The 18,561-nt window shown below is 72.2% G+C and carries 22 protein-coding genes; 13 read left to right on the top strand and 9 right to left on the bottom strand.

Going from position 1 to position 18,561, the window contains the following annotated elements; translation table 11 throughout:
* The coding region (locus AC3A3H_RS01235; RefSeq protein ID WP_487612717.1) for a PucR family transcriptional regulator ligand-binding domain-containing protein at positions 1 to 922 on the bottom strand (922 nt) is incomplete at its 3' end.
* Between the two features lie 150 nt (positions 923 to 1,072).
* On the opposite strand from AC3A3H_RS01235, the gene AC3A3H_RS01230 reads away from it, so the two are divergent.
* The 5 genes from AC3A3H_RS01230 to AC3A3H_RS01210 all read left to right on the top strand — a co-directional run bounded on the left by AC3A3H_RS01230 (position 1,073) and on the right by AC3A3H_RS01210 (position 6,764).
* Positions 1,073 to 2,557 carry a CoA-acylating methylmalonate-semialdehyde dehydrogenase gene (locus AC3A3H_RS01230; RefSeq protein WP_487612716.1) on the top strand — a complete coding sequence of 495 codons (1,485 nt, stop codon included), beginning with the start codon at positions 1,073 to 1,075 and terminating at the stop codon, positions 2,555 to 2,557.
* 20 nt (positions 2,558 to 2,577) lie between these two features.
* Positions 2,578 to 3,993 (top strand): aminotransferase class III-fold pyridoxal phosphate-dependent enzyme, encoded by a 1,416-nt coding sequence (locus tag AC3A3H_RS01225; protein WP_487612715.1) that lies wholly within the window; start codon positions 2,578 to 2,580, stop codon positions 3,991 to 3,993.
* Between the two features lie 231 nt (positions 3,994 to 4,224).
* Complete coding sequence (locus AC3A3H_RS01220; protein ID WP_487612714.1) at positions 4,225 to 5,316, top strand: NYN domain-containing protein; 1,092 nt, start codon at positions 4,225 to 4,227, stop codon at positions 5,314 to 5,316.
* Positions 5,313 to 5,762 (top strand): hypothetical protein, encoded by a 450-nt coding sequence (locus AC3A3H_RS01215; RefSeq protein ID WP_487612713.1) that lies wholly within the window; start codon positions 5,313 to 5,315, stop codon positions 5,760 to 5,762. The genes AC3A3H_RS01220 and AC3A3H_RS01215 overlap by 4 nt, the downstream gene beginning before the upstream one ends.
* 66 nt (positions 5,763 to 5,828) lie before the next feature.
* Complete coding sequence (locus AC3A3H_RS01210) at positions 5,829 to 6,764, top strand: quinone oxidoreductase family protein (protein ID WP_487612712.1); 936 nt, start codon at positions 5,829 to 5,831, stop codon at positions 6,762 to 6,764.
* A 27-nt stretch (positions 6,765 to 6,791) separates the two neighbouring features.
* Here the strand turns inward: AC3A3H_RS01210 and gad are convergent, their stop codons facing one another.
* Entirely contained in the window at positions 6,792 to 8,177 is a 1,386-nt protein-coding gene (gad, locus tag AC3A3H_RS01205; protein WP_487612711.1) for a glutamate decarboxylase, read from the bottom strand.
* Positions 8,178 to 8,381: 204 nt separating this feature from the next.
* Between gad and AC3A3H_RS01200 the strand changes: the two genes are divergently transcribed.
* Together AC3A3H_RS01200 and AC3A3H_RS01195 are read left to right on the top strand one after the other, a co-directional pair.
* Positions 8,382 to 8,744, top strand: a complete 363-nt coding sequence (locus AC3A3H_RS01200; RefSeq protein WP_487612710.1) for an SdpI family protein — start codon at positions 8,382 to 8,384, stop codon at positions 8,742 to 8,744.
* Between the two features lie 79 nt (positions 8,745 to 8,823).
* Complete coding sequence (locus AC3A3H_RS01195; protein ID WP_487612709.1) at positions 8,824 to 9,201, top strand: hypothetical protein; 378 nt, start codon at positions 8,824 to 8,826, stop codon at positions 9,199 to 9,201.
* 38 nt (positions 9,202 to 9,239) lie between these two features.
* Here the strand turns inward: AC3A3H_RS01195 and AC3A3H_RS01190 are convergent, their stop codons facing one another.
* The 3 genes from AC3A3H_RS01190 to AC3A3H_RS01180 form a co-directional block, all read right to left on the bottom strand.
* On the bottom strand, positions 9,240 to 9,485 hold the full coding sequence (locus AC3A3H_RS01190; protein WP_487612708.1) for a hypothetical protein: 246 nt from the start codon (positions 9,483 to 9,485) through the stop codon (positions 9,240 to 9,242).
* A 66-nt stretch (positions 9,486 to 9,551) separates the two neighbouring features.
* A complete protein-coding gene (locus tag AC3A3H_RS01185; protein WP_487612707.1) occupies positions 9,552 to 9,875 on the bottom strand; it encodes a DUF7882 family protein in 324 nt (107 codons plus the stop codon).
* A gap of 1 nt (position 9,876) precedes the next feature.
* A complete protein-coding gene (locus AC3A3H_RS01180; RefSeq protein WP_487612706.1) occupies positions 9,877 to 10,242 on the bottom strand; it encodes a DUF7882 family protein in 366 nt (121 codons plus the stop codon).
* An 80-nt stretch (positions 10,243 to 10,322) separates the two neighbouring features.
* Between AC3A3H_RS01180 and AC3A3H_RS01175 the strand changes: the two genes are divergently transcribed.
* The 3 genes from AC3A3H_RS01175 to AC3A3H_RS01165 all read left to right on the top strand — a co-directional run bounded on the left by AC3A3H_RS01175 (position 10,323) and on the right by AC3A3H_RS01165 (position 12,819).
* Positions 10,323 to 10,568 carry a hypothetical protein gene (locus tag AC3A3H_RS01175; RefSeq protein ID WP_487612705.1) on the top strand — a complete coding sequence of 82 codons (246 nt, stop codon included), beginning with the start codon at positions 10,323 to 10,325 and terminating at the stop codon, positions 10,566 to 10,568.
* A 53-nt stretch (positions 10,569 to 10,621) separates the two neighbouring features.
* The gene (locus tag AC3A3H_RS01170; RefSeq protein ID WP_487612704.1) at positions 10,622 to 12,037 is read left to right on the top strand and encodes an MFS transporter; all 1,416 of its coding nucleotides are present in this window, start codon (positions 10,622 to 10,624) and stop codon (positions 12,035 to 12,037) included.
* 98 nt (positions 12,038 to 12,135) lie between these two features.
* Entirely contained in the window at positions 12,136 to 12,819 is a 684-nt protein-coding gene (locus AC3A3H_RS01165; protein WP_487612703.1) for an MgtC/SapB family protein, read from the top strand.
* Positions 12,820 to 12,831: 12 nt separating this feature from the next.
* Here the strand turns inward: AC3A3H_RS01165 and AC3A3H_RS01160 are convergent, their stop codons facing one another.
* The gene (locus AC3A3H_RS01160; protein WP_487612702.1) at positions 12,832 to 13,515 is read right to left on the bottom strand and encodes a helix-turn-helix transcriptional regulator; all 684 of its coding nucleotides are present in this window, start codon (positions 13,513 to 13,515) and stop codon (positions 12,832 to 12,834) included.
* Positions 13,516 to 13,657: 142 nt separating this feature from the next.
* Here AC3A3H_RS01160 and folE point away from each other — a divergent pair, with 142 nt between their 5' ends.
* Together folE and tal are read left to right on the top strand one after the other, a co-directional pair.
* A complete protein-coding gene (folE, locus tag AC3A3H_RS01155; RefSeq protein WP_487612701.1) occupies positions 13,658 to 14,296 on the top strand; it encodes a GTP cyclohydrolase I in 639 nt (212 codons plus the stop codon).
* On the top strand, positions 14,293 to 15,381 hold the full coding sequence (gene tal / locus AC3A3H_RS01150; protein ID WP_487612700.1) for a transaldolase: 1,089 nt from the start codon (positions 14,293 to 14,295) through the stop codon (positions 15,379 to 15,381). Before folE ends, tal begins: the two co-directional genes overlap by 4 nt.
* Positions 15,382 to 15,493: 112 nt before the next feature.
* On the opposite strand, the gene AC3A3H_RS01145 is transcribed toward tal, so the two are convergent.
* Positions 15,494 to 15,739, bottom strand: a complete 246-nt coding sequence (locus tag AC3A3H_RS01145) for a hypothetical protein (protein WP_487612699.1) — start codon at positions 15,737 to 15,739, stop codon at positions 15,494 to 15,496.
* Between the two features lie 165 nt (positions 15,740 to 15,904).
* On the opposite strand from AC3A3H_RS01145, the gene AC3A3H_RS01140 reads away from it, so the two are divergent.
* Positions 15,905 to 16,399 carry a MarR family winged helix-turn-helix transcriptional regulator gene (locus AC3A3H_RS01140; protein ID WP_487612698.1) on the top strand — a complete coding sequence of 165 codons (495 nt, stop codon included), beginning with the start codon at positions 15,905 to 15,907 and terminating at the stop codon, positions 16,397 to 16,399.
* Between the two features lie 26 nt (positions 16,400 to 16,425).
* Here AC3A3H_RS01140 and AC3A3H_RS01135 read toward each other — a convergent pair whose 3' ends face one another.
* Together AC3A3H_RS01135 and AC3A3H_RS01130 are read right to left on the bottom strand one after the other, a co-directional pair.
* The gene (locus AC3A3H_RS01135) at positions 16,426 to 17,205 is read right to left on the bottom strand and encodes a flavin reductase family protein (protein WP_487612697.1); all 780 of its coding nucleotides are present in this window, start codon (positions 17,203 to 17,205) and stop codon (positions 16,426 to 16,428) included.
* A complete protein-coding gene (locus tag AC3A3H_RS01130; protein WP_487612696.1) occupies positions 17,192 to 18,259 on the bottom strand; it encodes an NAD(P)H-dependent flavin oxidoreductase in 1,068 nt (355 codons plus the stop codon). The genes AC3A3H_RS01135 and AC3A3H_RS01130 overlap by 14 nt, the downstream gene beginning before the upstream one ends.
* Positions 18,260 to 18,561 lie beyond the last annotated feature (302 nt).

Raw genomic sequence — 18,561 nt, 5'->3', positions numbered from 1 at the left:
CGGCGACCCCGGCGAGCACCCGGCCGGCGACCGGGAACCCGGACGCCTCGAACCGTGCGGCCATCCCGCCGTCGCCCGCGAAGCGCCGCCCCAGCAGCGCCGTGAGCAGCGCGTCGTGGCTGCGGCGCGTCCACTCCTCCTCGTCGCGGTCGGCCAGGCGGCTGAGCGCGAGCGCCACCGCGGCCTGCTCGAGCACGCTCGACCGGCCTGCGGGATGCGGCTCGCCCGGCAACGCCACCAGGTGGCCCCAGCGCATGCCGCGCGCCTCCACCGGCGTCAGCGTCCAGCCCGGCTCGCCCGCTCCGCGATGCGCCGCCCGGGAGCGCTGCTCCCAGCGGTCCAGCTCGGACTCGCCGTCGCCGACGTTCTCGGCGACGAGCACCTGGTGGCCGGTGTCCTCCAGCACGACGGGGCAGCCGAGCACCCGCGCGGCCTGCGCCACGATGAAGTCGGCGGGGCTGCCGCGGAGGCTCAGCCCGGTGAACAGCTCGCGGATCTCGTCCCTGGCCCGCAGCGCGACGGTCTGGTCGTCGATGATCCTGGCGTGCACCGCCTCGGTGATCGCCACGAAGCGCGCCTCGCGGTGCAGGACCACGAACGGGAGGCCCGCTGCGCGGAACTCCTCCACCAGCGGAGCCGGCGCCTCCGGCGTGCGCTCGCCCAGCTCGAGCACGAGGCCGGCGACTTCGGCCTCCGCCAGATCGCGGCCGAGGGCCCGCAGTGCGCGGGCGTCGTTCGGCCAGCCCAGTCCCGTCGCCAGCAGCAGCTCGCCCCCGGAGACCAGGCGCGCCACGTCGGCCGTCTCGGCGACGTGCACCCAGCGCACCAGCGTGTCGAGCGCGCCCTCGCCGGCCAGGACCTCCGGCAGCGCGTCGGCCATCGGGTCCATCCGCAGCACCTCGCGGACCGTCGGGAGGAGCATGCGCTCCGGCCCCGGACGGATTGTACTGTCTTGCCCGAACGCCCGACGATCTGGCCTCATCGATCCGTCCTCCGCTCTGTGATCATGGGGATTGCAAGCCTACTTCCCTGCCGGGCATTCCGTCCGGCGCAGCAACTCCAGGAGGATCCCGTGGCCCTCATCCGCCATTTCGTGAACGGCGAGGAGTCCGGCGTCCCGGCCCGCCTCGGTCCGGTCTTCGACCCCGCGACCGGCGTACGGCAGCACGACGTCGTGCTGGCCAGCGCAGCAGAGACCGCGGCCGCGATCGCGGCCGCCAAGGCCGCCCTCCCGGGCTGGCGCGCCACCAGCCTCACCAAGCGGGCCGACGTGCTGTTCCGGCTCCGCCACCTCCTCACCGAGCGCCGCGCCGAGCTCGCGGCGATCGTGACCAGCGAGCACGGCAAGGTGCTGTCCGACGCGGCGGGCGAGATCGCGCGCGGTCTCGAGAACGTCGAGTTCGCCTCCGGCCTGATCGACAAGCTCAAGGGCGAGTACAGCGAGCAGGTCTCCACCGGCGTCGACGTGCACAGCGTCAAGCAGCCGGTCGGCGTCGTCGCGTGCATCACGCCGTTCAACTTCCCGGTGATGGTCCCGCTGTGGATGGTCGCGAGCGCGATCGCCTGCGGCAACACGGTCGTCCTGAAGCCGAGCGAGAAGGACCCGTCGGCCTCCGTGTATCTGGCGAAGCTGTTCGCCGAGGCCGGGCTCCCCGCCGGCGTGCTCAACGTCGTGCACGGCGACAAGGAGGCCGTCGACACCCTGCTCGACTCCCCCGACGTCGCGGCCGTCTCGTTCGTCGGCTCCACGCCGATCGCGCGGTCGATCTACCAGCGCGCCGCCGCCAGCGGCAAGCGCGTGCAGGCGCTCGGCGGCGCGAAGAACCACATGGTGGTCCTGGAGGACGCCGACATCGAGGCCGCGGCCGACGCCGCGGTGTCCGCCGCCTACGGCTCGGCCGGCGAGCGCTGCATGGCGGTCAGCGTGCTGGTCGCCGTCGGCGATGCGGGCGACCGGCTCGTCCCGGCCATCCAGCGCCGCCTCGGCGCGCTCGCGATCGGCCCCGGGACCGACCCGGCCAGCGAGATGGGCCCGCTCATCACGCGCGAGCACCGCGACAAGGTGGCCTCCTATGTCGCGAAGGCCGCGGCCGAAGGCGCCACGGTCGTCGTCGACGGCGCGGCCCAGCGGTTCGACACCGACGGCTTCTTCGTGGGGGTCAGTCTGGTCGACCACGTGACGCCGGGCACCGCCGTCTACGACGACGAGATCTTCGGGCCGGTGCTGTCCGTCGTCCGCGTCGACACCTTCGACGACGCGGTCGCGCTGATCAACGCCAACCCGTACGGCAACGGCGTCGCGCTGTTCACCCGCGACGGCGGCGCCGCCCGCCAGTTCGAGTTCGAGGTGGAGGTCGGCATGGTCGGCATCAACGTCCCGATCCCGGTGCCGATCGGCGCGTACTCGTTCGGCGGTTGGAAGAACTCGCTCTTCGGCGACTCGCACATCTACGGCCCGGAGTCGTTCCACTTCTACACGCGCAGCAAGGTCGTCACGACGCGCTGGCCGGATCCGGTGCACTCGAAGATCGAGCTCGCGTTCCCCGGCAACTCCTGAATCCCGAAAGAAGTCACGCCATGACCGACACCATCGACAGCTCCGTGCGCACGGGCTTCACCGACCGCCGCGGCGCGGAGCACACGTTCGGCGACAGCGACGCCGAGACCCAGGTGCGCAGCGACGACCGCAGCCACGTCTTCCACTCCTGGAGTGCGCAGGCGAAGATCGACCCGCTGCCGATCGCCGCGGGCGAGGGCTCGACGTTCTGGGACTACCAGGGCAACGCGTACCTCGACTTCAGCTCGCAGCTCGTCAACCTCAACCTCGGCCACCAGCACCCCGACCTCGTCGCCGCCATCCAGCAGCAGGCCGGTCGCCTCGCGACCATCCAGCCCTCGATGGCGAACGACGTGCGCGGCGAGCTGGCCCGCCGGATCGCCCGCGTCGCGCCGGGCACGCTGAACCGGGTGTTCTTCACCAACGGCGGCGCCGACGCGAACGAGTACGCCGTGCGGATGGCGCGCCGGGTCACCGGGCGGCGCAAGGTCCTCTCGATGTACCGCTCGTACCACGGCGGCACGGCGACGGCGATCGCGCTGACCGGCGACCCGCGCCGCTGGGCGAACGAGCCGAGCGACCCGTCCGTCGCGCACTTCTTCGGTCCGTACCTGTACCGGTCGGCGTTCCACTCGGCCACGCCGGAGGAGGAGACGCAGCGCGCGCTGGAGCACCTCGAGAGCGTGATCGTCCTGGAGGGCGCGGCGACCGTGGCCGCGATCATCATCGAGACCATCGTGGGGACCAACGGCGTCCTGGTGCCGCCGCCCGGCTATCTCGCCGGCGTCCGCGCGCTGTGCGACACGTACGGGATCGTCTACATCGCCGACGAGGTCATGGTGGGCTTCGGCCGCGTGGGCGAGTGGTTCGCGGTGGACGCCTTCGGCGTGGCGCCCGACCTCATCACCTTCGCGAAGGGCGTCAACTCCGGATACGTCCCGCTCGGCGGGGTGGTCATCTCGGACGCGATCGCCTCCTTCTTCGACGACGTCTCGTTCCAGGGCGGCCTGACCTACTCGGGCCATCCGCTCGCCTGCGCCGCCGGTGTCGCGACGTTCGACGTGTTCGAGCGGGACGGCATCCTGGAGCGCGTGCGCGACCTCGGCGAGCGCGTCGTGGAGCCCGCGATCACGGCCTGGCTCGACCGGCACCCCTCGCTCGGCGAGGTTCGCGGCCGCGGCCTGTTCTGGGCGCTGGAGCTGGTGCGCGACCGGGAGACCCGCGAGCCGCTGGTGCCGTTCAACGCGGCCGGCGCCGACGCCGCCCCGATGGGCGAGGTCGCGGCGGCGTGCAAGGCGGCGGGCGTCTGGCCGTTCACGCACTTCAACCGCATCCACATCGCCCCGCCGCTCGTGATCACCGAGGACGAGCTGCGCCGCGGCCTCGCCGCGATCGACGCCGCCCTCACGGTCGCCGACCGCTACGCCCGCGCCTAACGGAGGAGTTCCCACCCACCACGCTGCCCGCCGGCACCCACCGGAGGAGATCGGCCCGCACCCCGCCCCGATCTCCTCCGCCGACACGGCCCGTACCCAGCGGAGGAGTCGCGGCCACCGCCCGAGCCCATGTCCTCCGTTCACGGCCGGCACGCGGCGTGTCGCGGTGGATGTCCTCCATTAGCGGCATCGGATAGGGGCCGGAGCGTGACCGCGGGATATCGTGACAGCATGAGTGAACCTGGGGACGGCCGCGTCGCGGTCTACATCGACTTCGACAACATCGTCATCTCACGCTACGACCAGGTGCACGGCCGCGGGTCGTTCATGCGCGACCGGCAGAAGTCGGGGACGGCTCCCAAGCCCGCCTTCGTCGCGAAGCTCGCCGAGGCGCGGGTCGACCTCGGCGCGGTCATCGATTTCGCGTCGTCGTTCGGCACCCTGGTGCTCACCCGTGCGTACGCCGACTGGTCCGCCGCCGTGAACGCCGATTACCGCGGCCAGCTCGTCGGCCGCGCCGTCGATCTGGTCCAGCTCTTCCCGGCGGCGGCCTACGCGAAGAACGGCGCCGACATCCGGCTCGCCGTGGACGCGGTGGAGGACCTGTTCCGGCTCCCGGAGCTGACGCACGTCGTGATCGTCGCGGGCGACTCCGACTACATCCCGCTGGCCCAGCGGATCAAGCGCCTCGGCCGCTACGTGATCGGCATCGGCGTCGCCGGCTCGACCGCGCGGTCGCTCGCCGCTGCGTGCGACGAGTTCGTCAGCTACGACGACCTCCCGGGCATCGCGCGCGACGAGGCGGCCGAGACCGTCGCCGCCGCCGCGGAGGCCGCCGCCGAGACCGCCGACACCCCTGCGCAGGCCGACCGCGCGGACGCGCCCCGGTCGCGGGCCGCCTCCCGGTCGACCTCGACACCTGCAGAGGAGGCAGCGGACGCCGAGCAGCCGGCTGAGCCCGCCAAGCGCCCCGCGCGCAAGCGCAAGACCGCGACCGTCGAGCCGGAGGCCGACGAGGAGACCGCCGAGGATCCCCAGCTCGTCGCCACGCGCCTCCTCGCCCGGGCGATGCAGCTCGGCCACGAGAAGGACGACACGGAGTGGCTGCACAGCTCGTCCGTGAAGAGCCAGATGAAACGGATGGACCCCTCCTTCAGTGAGAAGGCGCTCGGCTACCGGTCGTTCAGCGACTTCATCAAGTCGCGCAACGACCTCGTCGAGCTCGACGACAGCTCCACGGCCCAGGTGCTCCGCCTCACCCCCGCCCGGTCGCGCCGGGTGCGGCACAGCGGCAAGGCCTCCGACACGGTCTCGGCGTCGTGAGCGCGGCCGATCGCCCTGGCCCCGACGCGCGTCGCGGCAACGCCGACCGTCCCGGCGTGGTCACCGCGGTCGCCGTCCTCTGCTGGCTGGTCGGCACGGTCGAGCTCATCCTCAGTGTGCTGCTGATCGTGCTCGCGGCCATCCGCGGCGTCCTCCCGGCCGCGCAGACCGGCAGCATCCTCGTCTCGACGATCGGCTATCTGATCGTGGCGATCGCGTACCTGGCTGTCGGATTCGGCGTCTTCCGCGGCGTCGACCTCGCGCGGGTGATCGTGCTCCTGGCGAGCCTGATCCACCTCGGCGTCGGCCTCTACACGGCGCTCAGCACGCAGCCGGTCGCCGGCATCCTCTCGATGGGGCTCGCGGTCGCGATCGCCCTGCCGCTCTGGATCGGGCGCGGGGCGGCCTGGTTCGGCCGCGGCCGCACGGACCCGGGCGCCTCCTGAGCCCGCGCAAAGAGTGGCTGCGCGTTTCCTAAGCGCGCACACAGGCTCCCCCCGTTGACTGTCGGCATGACACGAGTGTGGTTGGCAGAGCAGTGGGGTTCCCCCGACACCTGGACGTTCGCCGAGCGGGAGGTCCCGCGTCCGGGACCGGGCGAGGTCACCATCCGGGTGCGCGCCGCGGGCATCAACCCTGCCGACTACAAGCACGTCTCGAGCCCGCGTCCCGGACTCTCGCTCCCGGTGCCGATCGGCTACGAGGTGGCGGGCGAGCTGGTGGAGCTCGGTCCCGGAACCGAGATCGCCTCCGGAGGCGGCGCACCCGGTGACGCGGTGGTCGCGTTCCGCATCCAGGGCGGCTACGCGACCGAGGTCACCGTCCCCGCCGCCGACGTCTTCGCCAAGCCCGCCGCGCTCTCCGACGAGGAGGCTGCGAACCTGCTGCTCGCCGGTTCGACGGCAGCGCAGATGCTGGACGTGACCGGGGTGACGGCCGGGGACACCATCCTCGTCCACGGCGCGTCGGGCGCGGTCGGCGTGAGCGTCCTCCAGCAGGCCGCGGAGCTCGGCGCGCATGTCATCGGGACCGCAAGCGAGGGCAGCTTCGCGCGCGTCCGGCGGTTCGGCGGGGTCCCCGTCTCGTACGGTCCGGGGCTCGCCGACCGGGTCCGGGAGGCCGCCCAGGGCCCGATCGCCGCCGCCCTCGACACCGTCGGCACCGACGAGGCGGTGGACGTCTCGCTCGAACTGGTGGCTGACCGCGACCGGATCGTCACCATCGTCGCCTCCGGCCGCGCGGAGGCGGAGGGCTTCCACGCCATCTTCGGAGCGCAGCCCGAGAGTGCTGCCTTCCGCGACGCGGTGCGCCCGCGGCTGCTGGCGCTGGCGGCGGAGGGGCGCCTCCAGGTCCCGATCGCGCGCAGCTATCCGCTCGCCGAGGCTCCGGAGGCGCTGCGCTTCGTCGCGGAGGGCCACCCGGGAGGGAAGATCGCGCTGGTGCCGTGACCCGATCTCAGTGCGGGCCGCCCGCCCTCAGTGGTGGAACGCCACCCGCTCCGGCCCCGGCATCGGCGCCTTCAGCTGGTCGAGCTCCTGCACGCTGGCCCGGATGGCCTCCACCAGCCCGCCCGCGAGGTCGCGGCTGAGCCCGTTGCGGATCACCGCGCGCTGCACCGTCACGGCGGTGAGCGCCTCCGGCATCGGGTAGGCCGGCACGAGCCAGCCGCGGGTCTTCAGCCGCATCGACAGGTCGTACAGCGTCCACGCTGCGTCGTGGCCGGCCTTCAGCTGCCAGGCGGTGACCGGGATGTCGGAGCCGTCGGTCCAGATGTCGAAGCGCCCGAGCGCGGCCACCTCGTCGGCGAGATACCGCGCGACGTCGCGCGAGGCCTCCTGCACGCGCCGGTAGCCGTCGAAGCCGAGGCGCAGGAACTGGTAGTACTGCAGCAGCACCTGGGCGCCCGGCCGCGAGAAGTTGAGCCCGAAGGTTGGCATCTCCCCGCCCAGATAGCTGACCGTGAAGACGAGGTCGTCTGGCAGCAGGCCGGCCTCCCGCCACACCACCCAGCCGATCCCCGGGTAGACGAGGCCGTACTTGTGGCCCGAGGTGTTGATGGAGGCCACCCGCTCCAGCCGGAAGTCCCAGACGATGTCGGGCTGGATGAACGGCGCGACCATCGCCCCGGACGCGCCGTCGACGTGGATCGGGATGTCGAGCCCGGTCTTCGCCTGGATCGTGTCGAGCGCGTCGCTGATCGCCTGCACCGGCTCGTACATCCCGGTGTAAGTGACGCCCATGATCGCCACGACGCCGATCGTGTTCTCGTCGACATACGGGCCGAGCCCGTCGCCGTCGAGCGTCTTGTGGTCGAGCGAGATGGGCACGAACCGCGGCTCCACCTCGAAGTAGTTGCAGAACTTCTCCCAGCACACCTGCACCGCTGCGCTCATCACGAGGTTGGGCTTCTCGGTCGACAGCCCGGCCGCGCGCCGCCGCTGCTGCCAGCGCCGCTTCAGCGCGAGGCCGCCGAGCATGCACGCCTCAGAGGAGCCGATGGTGGAGGTGCCGATCGAGCGCTCGGGCGCCGGCGCATTCCACAACCCGGCGAGCATCCGCCAGCACCGCGTCTCGATCGCCGCGGTCTGCGGGTACTCGTCCTTGTCTACGATGTTCTTGTCCACGGCCTCCGCGTACAGCCGCCCGGCCTGATCCTCCATCCAGGTGCCGACGAAGGTCGCAAGATTCAGCCGCGCATTTCCGTCGAGCATGGCCTCGTCGTGGACCACCTGGAAGGCGGTCTCCGGCAGGGCCTCCCCATCCGGGAGGGTGAAGCGGGGGAACTCGGTGGCCTCCCCAGCGCGGGAGAAGACGGGGTTCAGACCGACGGGTTCCTCGGGGGACTCGTAACCGTGCCGCATGAAGTGGAGCCTATGCCTGAGGGGTGGGCGGGCGCAGGGCCAGCGGCTGAGAGTTTCGGTGAGAGATGGTCAAGGTCTCGACAAGACCGGCTGTCCGCGCGGGGTCGCGCATTCACGCGGCAACGCTGCCCGCTCGCCTATTACATGCTAGCTTCTATGTGAATTCTAGATTTCTTCTATTCGTCCAGCGACATCGGGGTTTCCATGACCGACGCACTCATCGGCATGTTCCCTGAACTCGCGCTCACGCTGCTCGTTGCAGTCATCCCCACGGTGAGCTATCTGTTCACGCTTGTGGCGATCAAAGTCGGGCCGAATCCAATCGTCGGGTTCAGGATCTCGATCACGATGAGGGACGAGCGGGTCTGGAACGCGGTACACCGCTCGCTCCTCCCTCTGCTGGTCAAGCAGTTGTATCTCTCCTTCGCCGCCATTCCGGTAGTTCTCGGGCTCTACATGATGCCCGTGACCTTCCCCTTCCTCCTGATGTCACTGATCGTCGTGATGCTGGTCGCCGTCGCGATCTCCATCCGTCATGCCTTGAAGGCCGTCGATGCGAACAGGTGACGCGCCCATTGGCCTTCGCAACGTTGCCGCGGGGATCGCCGTGCTTCTCCCAGCGTCCGCCGCCCTGTGCTCATGGCTCATGTGGAGGGATGGGCTCCCGGACGCGGTCGCCACCCATTGGTCCGGGCCGGGGCCGGCCGACCGCACAACGCCGACGCCGGAGTTCTTCGCCGGGACCTTCGCCGTTTCGGCGAGCGCCGCCGTCATCGGTGTCATCGCCGCGCTTTTCCCGAGCATCCACCCGGTCGCCCGACGGCTGGTCCTGCTTGCCGCCGGCAGCGTTTCCGCAGTCGCGGCGAGCCAGTGGCTGGTTTCAGCCGGGCTCACGGTCCACGCCGGGGACCCTCGTCAAGCGGTACTCGGCGCCTGGATCCTCATCCCCTTCGGCGCCTTCGCCTACGGAGTCATCCCGCTCCTGCTGGCTCCCCCGCCGCGCGCGGCGCGCATCTCCCCCTGACGCTCACGGCCGCGCCGCGAGCGTTCAATACCGGTCGCTCATTCGACCTGCAGTTGCGTCCGCGCGGGCGACGGGCAGATCAGGAACGCGTGACCGTGGTCGCGCGTTATCCCGTGCTCATCGATCCGGCGGCTGCACAGCGGGCACGTCGCAGCTTCCGTCCTCGGTGCCTCCTGGCCGTACGGGCCGAGCGGAGGCGGACCGAGGACCGGGAGCAGCTTGGCGTCCAGCCATTCAGCCGCTCGCTCGGCGCGAGCGCCGAGGCGGCCCTCCACCTTGTCCATGCTCTGAATGGTAGGCCGGTTATCGGCCGCTACGAGTGCATCGCAGTGAGCGTTCAGGCGCTCCGCTCACCGCCCCGCCGCACCCCCGTCCCCCACCGAGTCCTCCGGCATGATCATCATGCCGCCGGTGCGCTGGCTGGTCTGCAGCAGGGCCTCCATCCAGCGCTCGTTGAGGGTGGGCGGGCGGGAGCCGCTGAAGACGAAGGCGAGGGGGATCTCGCGGCTGATCCAGAGGCTCATCCGACCGCCGCCCTGCTCGACCGGGATCTCCCAGTTGAGCAGAAAGCTCTCGTGGCGGCGCAGCTTGGTGACCAGGGCGATCTTGACGTGCGAGAGCGTACGGTCGTCGAACTCGTACTCCCGGCCGACTCCGTAGATCAGTTTGCCCATGTCAGTCGGCCTGCTTCTTCCCGCGCGACTCCCGGTAGCTGCCCTCGGGCACCTCCTGGCGGATCTCGGCGCGGAGGTCGTCCTCGAGCATCAGGCCGCCGTTGCCGTTCGCCTTCTCGGTGAGGATCGTCAGCCATTCGCGGTTCAGCTCCGGAAGCACGGGGTGCGTGAAGACGAATTGAATGCTGATGGATGTGTCCAGCCAGATCGAGCGGAGGATCGGCTCGATCCCCCCGGTGCGGTCCGCCCAGATGAGCAGGAACCCTTCGCGGCGGCGCAGCTTCGTGGCGATCACCGCCTGAAGGTGAGCGAGCACCCTGTCGTCGAAAGTGAATCCGTCGGCCCCGTCGTAGATCAGCGTTCCCATGGTGTCCTCTCCGAGTCACACTTTCGCCGTCCACCCGCGCGCCGTCAAGCCGTCACGCCGAGGCGGCGTAGCGTCTGCACATGGACGCTCTCACGCGAACCATCAAAGCGGCACTCCTCTACGAGGACCGCCGGACCCTGGACAGTGTCGTGGTCGTGCCCCTGATCGGAGGCTGTCCGCCGGGCGAGATCCGCGTCGCCACGCTGTTCGCCGGCGCGCTCGCCTACGACGTGTACGAGCTGGCGGACGACGAGGAGTTCTCGTCGATGCCCGCCTACCCGTACCGTTCGACGATCCCGCTGACCACGGCCGACCTGGCCGACTGAGGGCGCAGCGGGCTCGAACGGGATGCCGCCCGGCCGCCGCGTAGGGTGGTCGGGTGACCGACGCCCCGCCCGACTCCGCCCGCACGGGCTGGGCGGTGGCCTCCCTGAGCCTCGGCACCCTGCTCAACCCGCTCAACTCGTCGATGATCGCCGTCGCGCTGGTGCCGATCCAGCACGAGTTCCAGGTGAGCGTGACGACGGTGACCTGGGTGATCACGTCCTTCTACCTGGCGTCCGCCGCCGGTCAGCCGTTGATGGGCCGGTTCGCCGACCGGTTCGGCCCGCGCCGGCTGTTCCTGTTCGGGATGCTCGTGGTCGTCCTGGCGTGCGCGCTCACCCCGTTCTCCACCTCGTTCGTGGGCGTCTGCGCCGGCCGGGTGGCGCTCGCGGTGGGCACGGCCACGGCGTTCCCCTCCGCGATCGCCATGCTGCGGACCGTCGCCGCGCACACCCGCGTCGGGACCCCGCGGCTCCTCGGCCGCATCCAGATCGCCAACACGTCGGGCGCGGCGGTCGGGCCGGTGCTCGGCGGCGTGCTGGTCACCTTCCTCGGCTGGCAGGCGATCTTCTGGATCAACGTCCCGCTCGCCGTGATCGCCTTCCTCGGCGTGCGGCTCTTCGCCCCCACTGACGCGGCGCGGGAGCGGGTGCCGCTCCGCCGGGTGATCGCGGAGTCCGACGTGCCGGGCATCCTCCTGTTCGTCGCGACCCTGACCGCGCTGCTGGTGTTCCTGCTGGACCTGCGACCCCAGCCGCTCTGGTGGCTGCTGCCGCTCGTGCCGATCGCGGGCGCCCTCTTCGTCTGGCGGGAGCTGCGCACGGCGCATCCGTTCCTGGATCTGCGGCTGCTGGGCGCCAACCACCGGCTGCTGATGGTCTACCTGTGCTTCGCGGTGTTCAACACGGTGTACTACTCGGCGTTCTTCGGCCTCCCGCAGTACCTCCAGGAGCACAGCGGCTACTCGGCGGGCGTGACCGGGCTGCTGATGTTCCCGCTGGCGGCGGTGACGATCGCGGTCACCCCACTGGCGGCCCGCGCGATCGAAGGGGTCGGGCTGCGGCCGACGCTGCTCACGGGCGCCGGCGCGCTCATCGTCGGCGCGGTGCTGCTCGGCGTCGCGGCGGTCACGACCACGCCGTGGGTGGTGCTGGTGATCACGGCGGCCCTCGGCATCCCCTACTGCGTGGTGAGCATCGGGATGAACCAGGCGCTCTACGCCGCCGCCCGGCCGCAGGACGCCGGGGTCGCGGCGGGCATCTTCCAGACCTCCCGTTACGTGGGTGCGATCGTGGCGACGACGGTGCTCGGACTGCTGTTCGACGCGGGCACGACTCCGGCGAGCTGGCTGGCGGCGGTGGGCGTCGCGGTCGCGCTGGCCGTGGTGCACCTGTGCCTGCTGGTGTTCGTCCGGCGGCGGTCGCAGCCCGGCGACGCATCGGGGGGTGCCACGGAGGCGGCGCCCTCCTAGACTCCGCTGCATGAGCGGGTGGGCTGCATGAATCGGTGGGCTGCGTGAGCGGGCGGGCGGCCGGATGAGCGGGCGGGCCGCGTGAGCGGGCGGGCCGGATGAGCGGCTGGCTGCCGTCCTCGGCTCTCGTGACGCAGCTCGTCATGATGCTGCTCGCGTTCGTGCTGTCCGCGATCATCGGGGTCGAGCGCGAGCGCCAGTTCAAGAGCGCCGGGCTGCGCACGCACATCCTGGTCGGCCTCGGATCGGCGCTGTTCACTCTGGTGTCGGCCTTCGGCTTCACCGCGTTCGGGCTCCCCGCCGGCGACCCCTCCCGGATCGCAGCCCAGGTGGTGACCGGCATCGGCTTCGTCGGCGCGGGCGTGATCTTCGTCAACCGCGGGAACGTGGTCGGCCTCACCACCGCGGCGTCCATCTGGATGACGGCGGCGGTCGGCATGGCGTGCGGCGCCGGACTCCCCTGGCTCGCGGTCGCCGGGACGATCCTCCACCTCGTCGCCGTCGGATCGCTGCCGATGGCCGAGCGGCTGCTGCGCCGCCGGTCGCAGAGCCGCGTGGTGGTGCGCGTCGACGCGTCCGGCGATTCGCTCGGCGCGGTGCTCGACCGGATGACCGCACTCGACCTGCACGCTCGGGTGGACGACCTCCGCCGCCTCCCCGACCAGGAGCTGGAGCTGGCCGTGCACATCCGCGGCAAGCAGCGGGAGTCCGAACGGCTCCTCGTGGAGCTCGGCCGGATCGCCGGCGTGGTGAGCGTGAAGTCGGGGCCGTTCCAGGGGTGACCTGGGGCCGGGTCAGTCCGACGATCCTCCGTCGCCCGCCCCGCGGCTTCCCGGCGCCCCGATCCGCACGCAGCACCCGCCCGCCAGCGGCTCCAGCCACGCGTCCCTGTCGTCGCTCGCGCCGGCGCTCAGCGCGGAGACGAAGGCCGCGTTGGCCGAGCAGATCACATCCGTGTGCCGGCTCGACAGCCGGTGGAACGGGCAGTTGGCGAGCACGTAGCCTCCGGCCTCGTCGTCCACGGGGTCGTAGCCGAGCTCGTCGAGCGTCTCGGCGACCGGGCGTCCCGGGTCGCTGCGCCCGGCGCCGTGTTCCGCGGCGACCGCGAGCAGGCATTCGCGGACCGGGCGGCCGGTGCTGTCCGACCGTTCCACCGCACCGGCCAGGAGTTCGCCGGCGAGGTCGTAGCGTCGCGGCGGGATCGCGACGACCAGCTCGTCGCGCGCGAGCGAGTAGAACTTCGCGGGCCGGCCGGAGCCCGGACCGCGCCGTTCGCCGCGGTGGCGGTACTCGGCGACGAGCACACCGGCGTCCACCAGCTTCTCCAGGTGGAAGGCCGCGGTGGCGCGGGTCAGGCCCGCGCTCTCGGCCAGCTCGTCGCGGTCGAGCGGGTGCTCCGCCACGGTCAGGATGCGGACGAGTTCGCGGCGCGCCGGCTCGGCGAGCGCCGCGACCGCGGCCAGGTCGTCGTCGGTCATGCGGACATCCTAGCTCTAAAAACGGCATTCTTGACAATAGAAATCCGCGGTCGTAGCCTTGCCGCAGAAGCCGGGACCGATGCGCGGAAACGCGCCCGGGCGGGCAGGCACGCTGCGCGGTCACGAACGACAGGGAGGCGCGATGACGCTGACGACAGAATCGGACGAGGACGAGACGCTGCTCCGCCCGGTCGGGGACCCCGTCCGCGAGGCGCTGACCGGCCCGTGGCCCGGCGCGATCGACCGCCCGCGCGCGGAGGCGGCCGTCGCCGAGCTCCTGCACGCCCTGGGCCGCGACACCGCCGACCCGCAGCTCGCGGACACGCCCCGTCGCGTTGCGGCCGCCTTCGCCGAGCTTCTGGATGCGAAGCCGCTGCGCGCGACCACGTTCCCCAACGACGAGGGCTACGACGAGCTCGTGCTGGTGCGCGACATCCCGTTCACATCCCTCTGCGCCCACCACCTGCTCCCCTTCCGCGGCGTCGCGCACGTCGGATATCTGCCCGGCGACCGCCTGCTGGGCCTGTCCAAGCTGGCGCGCACGGTCGAGCACTTCTCCCGCGACCTCCAACTCCAGGAACGGCTGACCGTGCAGATCGCCGACTACCTGGACGGCGAGCTAGAGCCGCGCGGCGTCGGCGTCGTGCTCGAGGCCGAGCACGAGTGCATGGCCATCCGCGGAGTCCGGGCGCCGGGTGCGACGACCCGCACGTCCCGGTTCACGGGCGAACTCGCCGGGATCGGGCCGCTGCGCTTCCTCGAAGGGAGAACGGACTTATGACCGCCACCGCCGACCTCCGCCGCGCCGGGGTGAGCATCTGGCTCGACGACCTCTCGCGCGGCGACCTCGTCTCCGGGAGGCTCGCCCAGCTGATCCGCGAGCGCGACGTCACCGGGGTCACCACCAACCCGACGATCTTCGCGAAAGCCGTGGAGGACGACCCGGCCGCCTACGCCGGCCGCCTCGCCGACCTGCGCGCGTCCGGCACTGACCCGCGCGAGACGGCGCTCGCCCTCATCGGCGCCGATGTGCGGGAGGCCTGCGACGTCCTCCGCCCCGTGCACGAGGCCACGGGCGGTGCGGACGGTTTCGTGTCCATCGAGGTCACCCCGGACGCCGCCCACGATGCCGAGGCGACGCTCGCCGAAGTCCGGCGGCTGCGCGAGCTGGTGGACCGGCCGAACGTCCTGGTCAAGATCCCGTCCACCGACGCGGGAGTCCGCGCACTGGAAGAGGCCACGGCCGAGGGCGCCTCCATCAACATGACGCTGCTGTTCGGGCTGGAGCGCTACGGCCAGGTGATGGCCGCCTACCGGGCGGGGCTCGCCCGGGCTGCGGCGGCGGGGATCCCGCTCGCCGGCATCCGGTCGGTCGCGTCCTTCTTCGTCTCGCGGGTGGATGTGGCGGTCGACGCACGCCTGACCGCGATCGGCGGACCCGCGGCCGAGGCGCTCCTCGGCCTGGCAGCCGTCGCCAACGCGCGCCTGGCCTACGCGGCGTTCGAGGAGTCGCTCGTGCTCCCGCAGTGGCAGGAGCTCGCGGCGGCCGGCGCCCACCCGCAGCGGCCGCTCTGGGCGTCCACGGGCGTCAAGGACCCGGCGATGCGGGACACCCGCTATATCGAGGAGCTGATCGCCCCGGATGTCGTGGACACCGTCCCCGCGAAGACTCTGGAGGCCGTGTTCGACCACGGCGTCGTGCGCCCCGACACGATCCGCGGCAGCTACGCCGCGTCGCGTGCGGTCCTCGACGACCTCGAACGCGCCGGCGTGCGCCTCGCCGACGTGACCGCCGAACTCGAGCGCGCCGGCATCGCCGCATTCGGCGAGTCCTGGGCGCGCCTCCTCGCAGCGATCGGCGACTGACCCGGCGATCGCCGCGGCCTCGCCCAAGCGGCCGCCGAGCACAGGAAAGACGTCGCAAATCGAGCAGAATTGCGACGTTTTCCTGTGCTCGAGGGCCGGATGGGGCGAGGGGTCAGTCGTCGGCGGGGGCGGCGGGCTCCGCTTTGGGGTAGTTGCCGGTGCGCTGGTGGGTGCTGCGCACGATGGGCGGCCTGCCCGCGCGCTCGGAGCCCACGTAGGCCCCGACGACCTCGGCGTCCGGGCCGAGGTGGCCTTCTCCTTCGGTGTACTGACCGTGGACGGCGCGCTCTTCGGCCGTCTCGGGCTCGGCCTGCGTGTACCGGCCCTCGACCACGTCGCGCTTCTCTGCTCCGACCATGACGATCGCCTCCTTAGTTGCGACATCGCAATTATCCCGCGTTCCCGGCCACGGCGATAGTGGTCGGGTGGCACTCGAAGCAGGCTCGCACCTCCCCCACAGACACGCCACGCCCGCACGTCCGGGCTGCGGCACGACCGCGGGGCGGCACGGTACAACTGGATGATGGACGACGACGAGCAGCACGCCGCGGACGTCGACGCGGCCCTCCAGGCCGCGGACGTGATGATGCGGGTCGCGGCGCGCTCGGTGTCCGAAGTGGAGGACATCGTCACGTCGCCGCAGCTGCGCGTGCTCGTGATGATCGCCACCCGGGGGCCGCAGACGCTTGGCGGGGTGGCGGCGGAACTCGGCGTCCACGCCTCCAACGCCACCCGCACCTGCGAGAAGCTCGTACGCCTGGGGTTCGTCGAGCGCGCAGAGGACCCGGACGACCGGCGCTTCGTCCGCGTGAACCTCACGCCGGAGGGCAGTGCCCTCGTCGAGCGCGTGATCAGCCACCGCCGCTCGGCCCTCGCCGAAGTGCTCGCGGGGATGGCGCCGGCCGAACGGCGCGCCGTCGCGTCCTCGTTCCGCGCGTTCGCGAACGCGGCAGGAGACCTCCCGACCGCCGACGGGCGGTTCACCCTGCTGCTGCCGGGCGCGGCCGCCGGGATTTAAGGCGGCGGGGTCGGCGCTCGTCCCCGTCAGAGCGCCGGATCGGCCTCGCAGCGCGGGCACGGCCCTGAGCCCTCGCGCAGCGCGCCGCACTCCGGGCAGACGGACGCGAGCCAGCACGCGGCGTCCCCGGCCGGCTCCCACTCCTCGTCGTCCTCGAACGCGGCACCGTGGCGCCCGCTGTCGTCTCCCACCGAGGCCGCCCCACCGCCCCGCGCCCCCAGCGGCTCCCCGATCCCGAAGTAGTGCCGGAAGCTGTACACGATGGGCTGCCAGGCCAGCGGGTCGATGTGGTCCCCCTCGCCGACGATGCGCCGGTCGGCGTGCACCCGCACGACCTCCGCCTCGGCGATCGCGTACTCCCCCGTGACGCCGGGCGTGATCCGGCGCACCTCCGCCTCCAGCTGGAGCAGGCACTCGGCGACGCGCGGCGGTCCGACCAGGTCGGAGGCCTGCGGCGTGAGGCGGGCGGCGGCGAACTTTTCCGCGTGGTGCGTGTAGCGCCCGGCCTTCGCGGCCGGGACCTCCACGCGGCCGGTCAGCTGGGCGATCCGCTCGACGGCGGGCCAGAGCGGAGGCGACGGGAAGTTCACCGTCAGCTGCCGCCGCGCCTCCAGGTTGGTGAGCGTCTGGCCGTCCGTCTCCAGGCCGAGCGCCAGCATCTGGCCGAGCGCCCAGTACGAGGACGCCGGGGCGAGGTTCGGGCTGCCGTCCGCGTTCGCCGTCGCCAGCAGGACGACCGGGGTGCCCGCGTAGAGGATGGGCGGGCGCACGACCCGGTGCGAGCGGGCGGGGTCAGCGTGCGTCATCCGGCACCCCTGCCGCGAGCTCGGCGAACACCTCCGCGGCGCGGTCGGACCGGGAGAGCCCGGCGCTCTGCCCCATCCAGAGCGACAGCAGCTCCGGTCGGTCGACGGCCAAGGCCGCGCGGCGGAACACCCCGGTGAGGATGTTCTGGAGCGGGAAGCTCGCCCCGGCCCCGCTGCTCTCGATCGCCCGGACGGCGTGGTTCGGGAGGCCGCGCGCGAGCCGTCCGCTCATCGCCCGCGTCAGCACGGTGTCGCTGGGCAGCGCCGCGCGGATGCGCTCGCGATGGATGGCCGGCGCCGCGGACTCGACCGTCGCGAGGAAGGCCGTCCCGACCTGCACGGCCGCCGCCCCCAGCGCGAACGCCGCCGCCACCCCGCGCCGGTCGGCGATACCGCCGGCCGCGATGACCGGAACGCCGACCGCGTCGACCACCTGCGGGATGAGCGACAACCCGCCGACGAGGCTGCGCTCGGACTCCAGCAGGAACGACGGCCGGTGCCCCGCGGCCTCGGAGCCCGAGGCCACGATCGCGTCGACCCCGCCCGCCTCCAGCGCGCGGGCCTCCGCGACCGTCGTCGCCGCCCCGATCACGAGGATCCCGCGGGCGTGCGCCCGCTCGATGACGTCGGGCGCCGGCACACCGAAGACGAAGCTCAGCGCGGCCGGCCGGGCCTCGAGCGCCGCCTCGAGCTGCTCGTCGAAGTCCGGGAGCGGCGCGACCGGCCACTCGGGAGGCCGCACGCCGGCCTGCGCGAACAGCTCGGCCATCCCCTCGACGGCGCGGTCGAACTCCGCGCGGAAGAAGGCGTCGTGTTCGCCGTCCTCGCGATGCGGCAGCCACAGGTTGAGCGCGAACGGCCGGGCGGTCGCCTCGCGGAGCTCGGCCGCGACCAAGCGGATGCGCGCGCCGTCGAATCCGTAGAGACCGTACGAACCGAGGCCCCCGGCTTCGCTCACGGCCGCGGTCAGGGCGACGGACGACAGGCCGCCGAACGGCCCGAGGACGATCGGCAGGTCGATCCCCAGCGTGGTGCTCAGCGTGCTCAGACTCATCCCAGGACTCCAGCTCCAGAAGCGATGGCGCCGACGACATACACTTGCGTAATCGCAAGCGTCAGCGTGACACTCATTCTATCGGCGCACGCTCCCGTCGGGCGGGGCGGGGCGGGCGATCGCGACGGACAGCGGAGGATGCGGCGGGAGCACGACACCCGCTAGCGTCGAGGCGTGGATGTGGACGTTCCGACCTCCGCCGATCCCGGCCGGCTGGTCGTCGCGCCCGCGGAGCGCCCGCGCGCCGTGCTCTGGCTCGGCCACGGCGCGGGCGGCGGCATCGGCGCCGTCGACCTGGCCGC

It is taken from the genome of Leifsonia sp. Soil_N53 (assembly GCF_057655165.1).
The sequence above is the reverse complement of the archived record's forward strand: the minus strand, read 5'-3'. Positions and strand labels throughout refer to the sequence as shown.

Bases quoted from the DNA above. Each gene is read 5' to 3' on its own strand.
- folE (WP_487612701.1), top strand. From the start codon at position 13,658: ATGACGCTGACGACAGAATCGGACGAGGACGAGACGCTGCTCCGCCCG.
- AC3A3H_RS01185 (WP_487612707.1), bottom strand. From the start codon at position 9,875: ATGGGCAAACTGATCTACGGAGTCGGCCGGGAGTACGAGTTCGACGAC.
- AC3A3H_RS01175 (WP_487612705.1), top strand. From the start codon at position 10,323: ATGGACGCTCTCACGCGAACCATCAAAGCGGCACTCCTCTACGAGGAC.
- AC3A3H_RS01195 (WP_487612709.1), top strand. From the start codon at position 8,824: ATGTGGAGGGATGGGCTCCCGGACGCGGTCGCCACCCATTGGTCCGGG.
- AC3A3H_RS01165 (WP_487612703.1), top strand. From the start codon at position 12,136: ATGAGCGGCTGGCTGCCGTCCTCGGCTCTCGTGACGCAGCTCGTCATG.
- tal (WP_487612700.1), top strand. From the start codon at position 14,293: ATGACCGCCACCGCCGACCTCCGCCGCGCCGGGGTGAGCATCTGGCTC.
- AC3A3H_RS01180 (WP_487612706.1), bottom strand. From the start codon at position 10,242: ATGGGAACGCTGATCTACGACGGGGCCGACGGATTCACTTTCGACGAC.
- AC3A3H_RS01225 (WP_487612715.1), top strand. From the start codon at position 2,578: ATGACCGACACCATCGACAGCTCCGTGCGCACGGGCTTCACCGACCGC.
- AC3A3H_RS01210 (WP_487612712.1), top strand. From the start codon at position 5,829: ATGACACGAGTGTGGTTGGCAGAGCAGTGGGGTTCCCCCGACACCTGG.
- AC3A3H_RS01130 (WP_487612696.1), bottom strand. From the start codon at position 18,259: ATGAGTCTGAGCACGCTGAGCACCACGCTGGGGATCGACCTGCCGATC.
- AC3A3H_RS01220 (WP_487612714.1), top strand. From the start codon at position 4,225: ATGAGTGAACCTGGGGACGGCCGCGTCGCGGTCTACATCGACTTCGAC.
- AC3A3H_RS01140 (WP_487612698.1), top strand. From the start codon at position 15,905: ATGGACGACGACGAGCAGCACGCCGCGGACGTCGACGCGGCCCTCCAG.
- AC3A3H_RS01200 (WP_487612710.1), top strand. From the start codon at position 8,382: ATGACCGACGCACTCATCGGCATGTTCCCTGAACTCGCGCTCACGCTG.
- gad (WP_487612711.1), bottom strand. From the start codon at position 8,177: ATGCGGCACGGTTACGAGTCCCCCGAGGAACCCGTCGGTCTGAACCCC.
- AC3A3H_RS01160 (WP_487612702.1), bottom strand. From the start codon at position 13,515: ATGACCGACGACGACCTGGCCGCGGTCGCGGCGCTCGCCGAGCCGGCG.
- AC3A3H_RS01135 (WP_487612697.1), bottom strand. From the start codon at position 17,205: ATGACGCACGCTGACCCCGCCCGCTCGCACCGGGTCGTGCGCCCGCCC.
- AC3A3H_RS01190 (WP_487612708.1), bottom strand. From the start codon at position 9,485: ATGGACAAGGTGGAGGGCCGCCTCGGCGCTCGCGCCGAGCGAGCGGCT.
- AC3A3H_RS01145 (WP_487612699.1), bottom strand. From the start codon at position 15,739: ATGGTCGGAGCAGAGAAGCGCGACGTGGTCGAGGGCCGGTACACGCAG.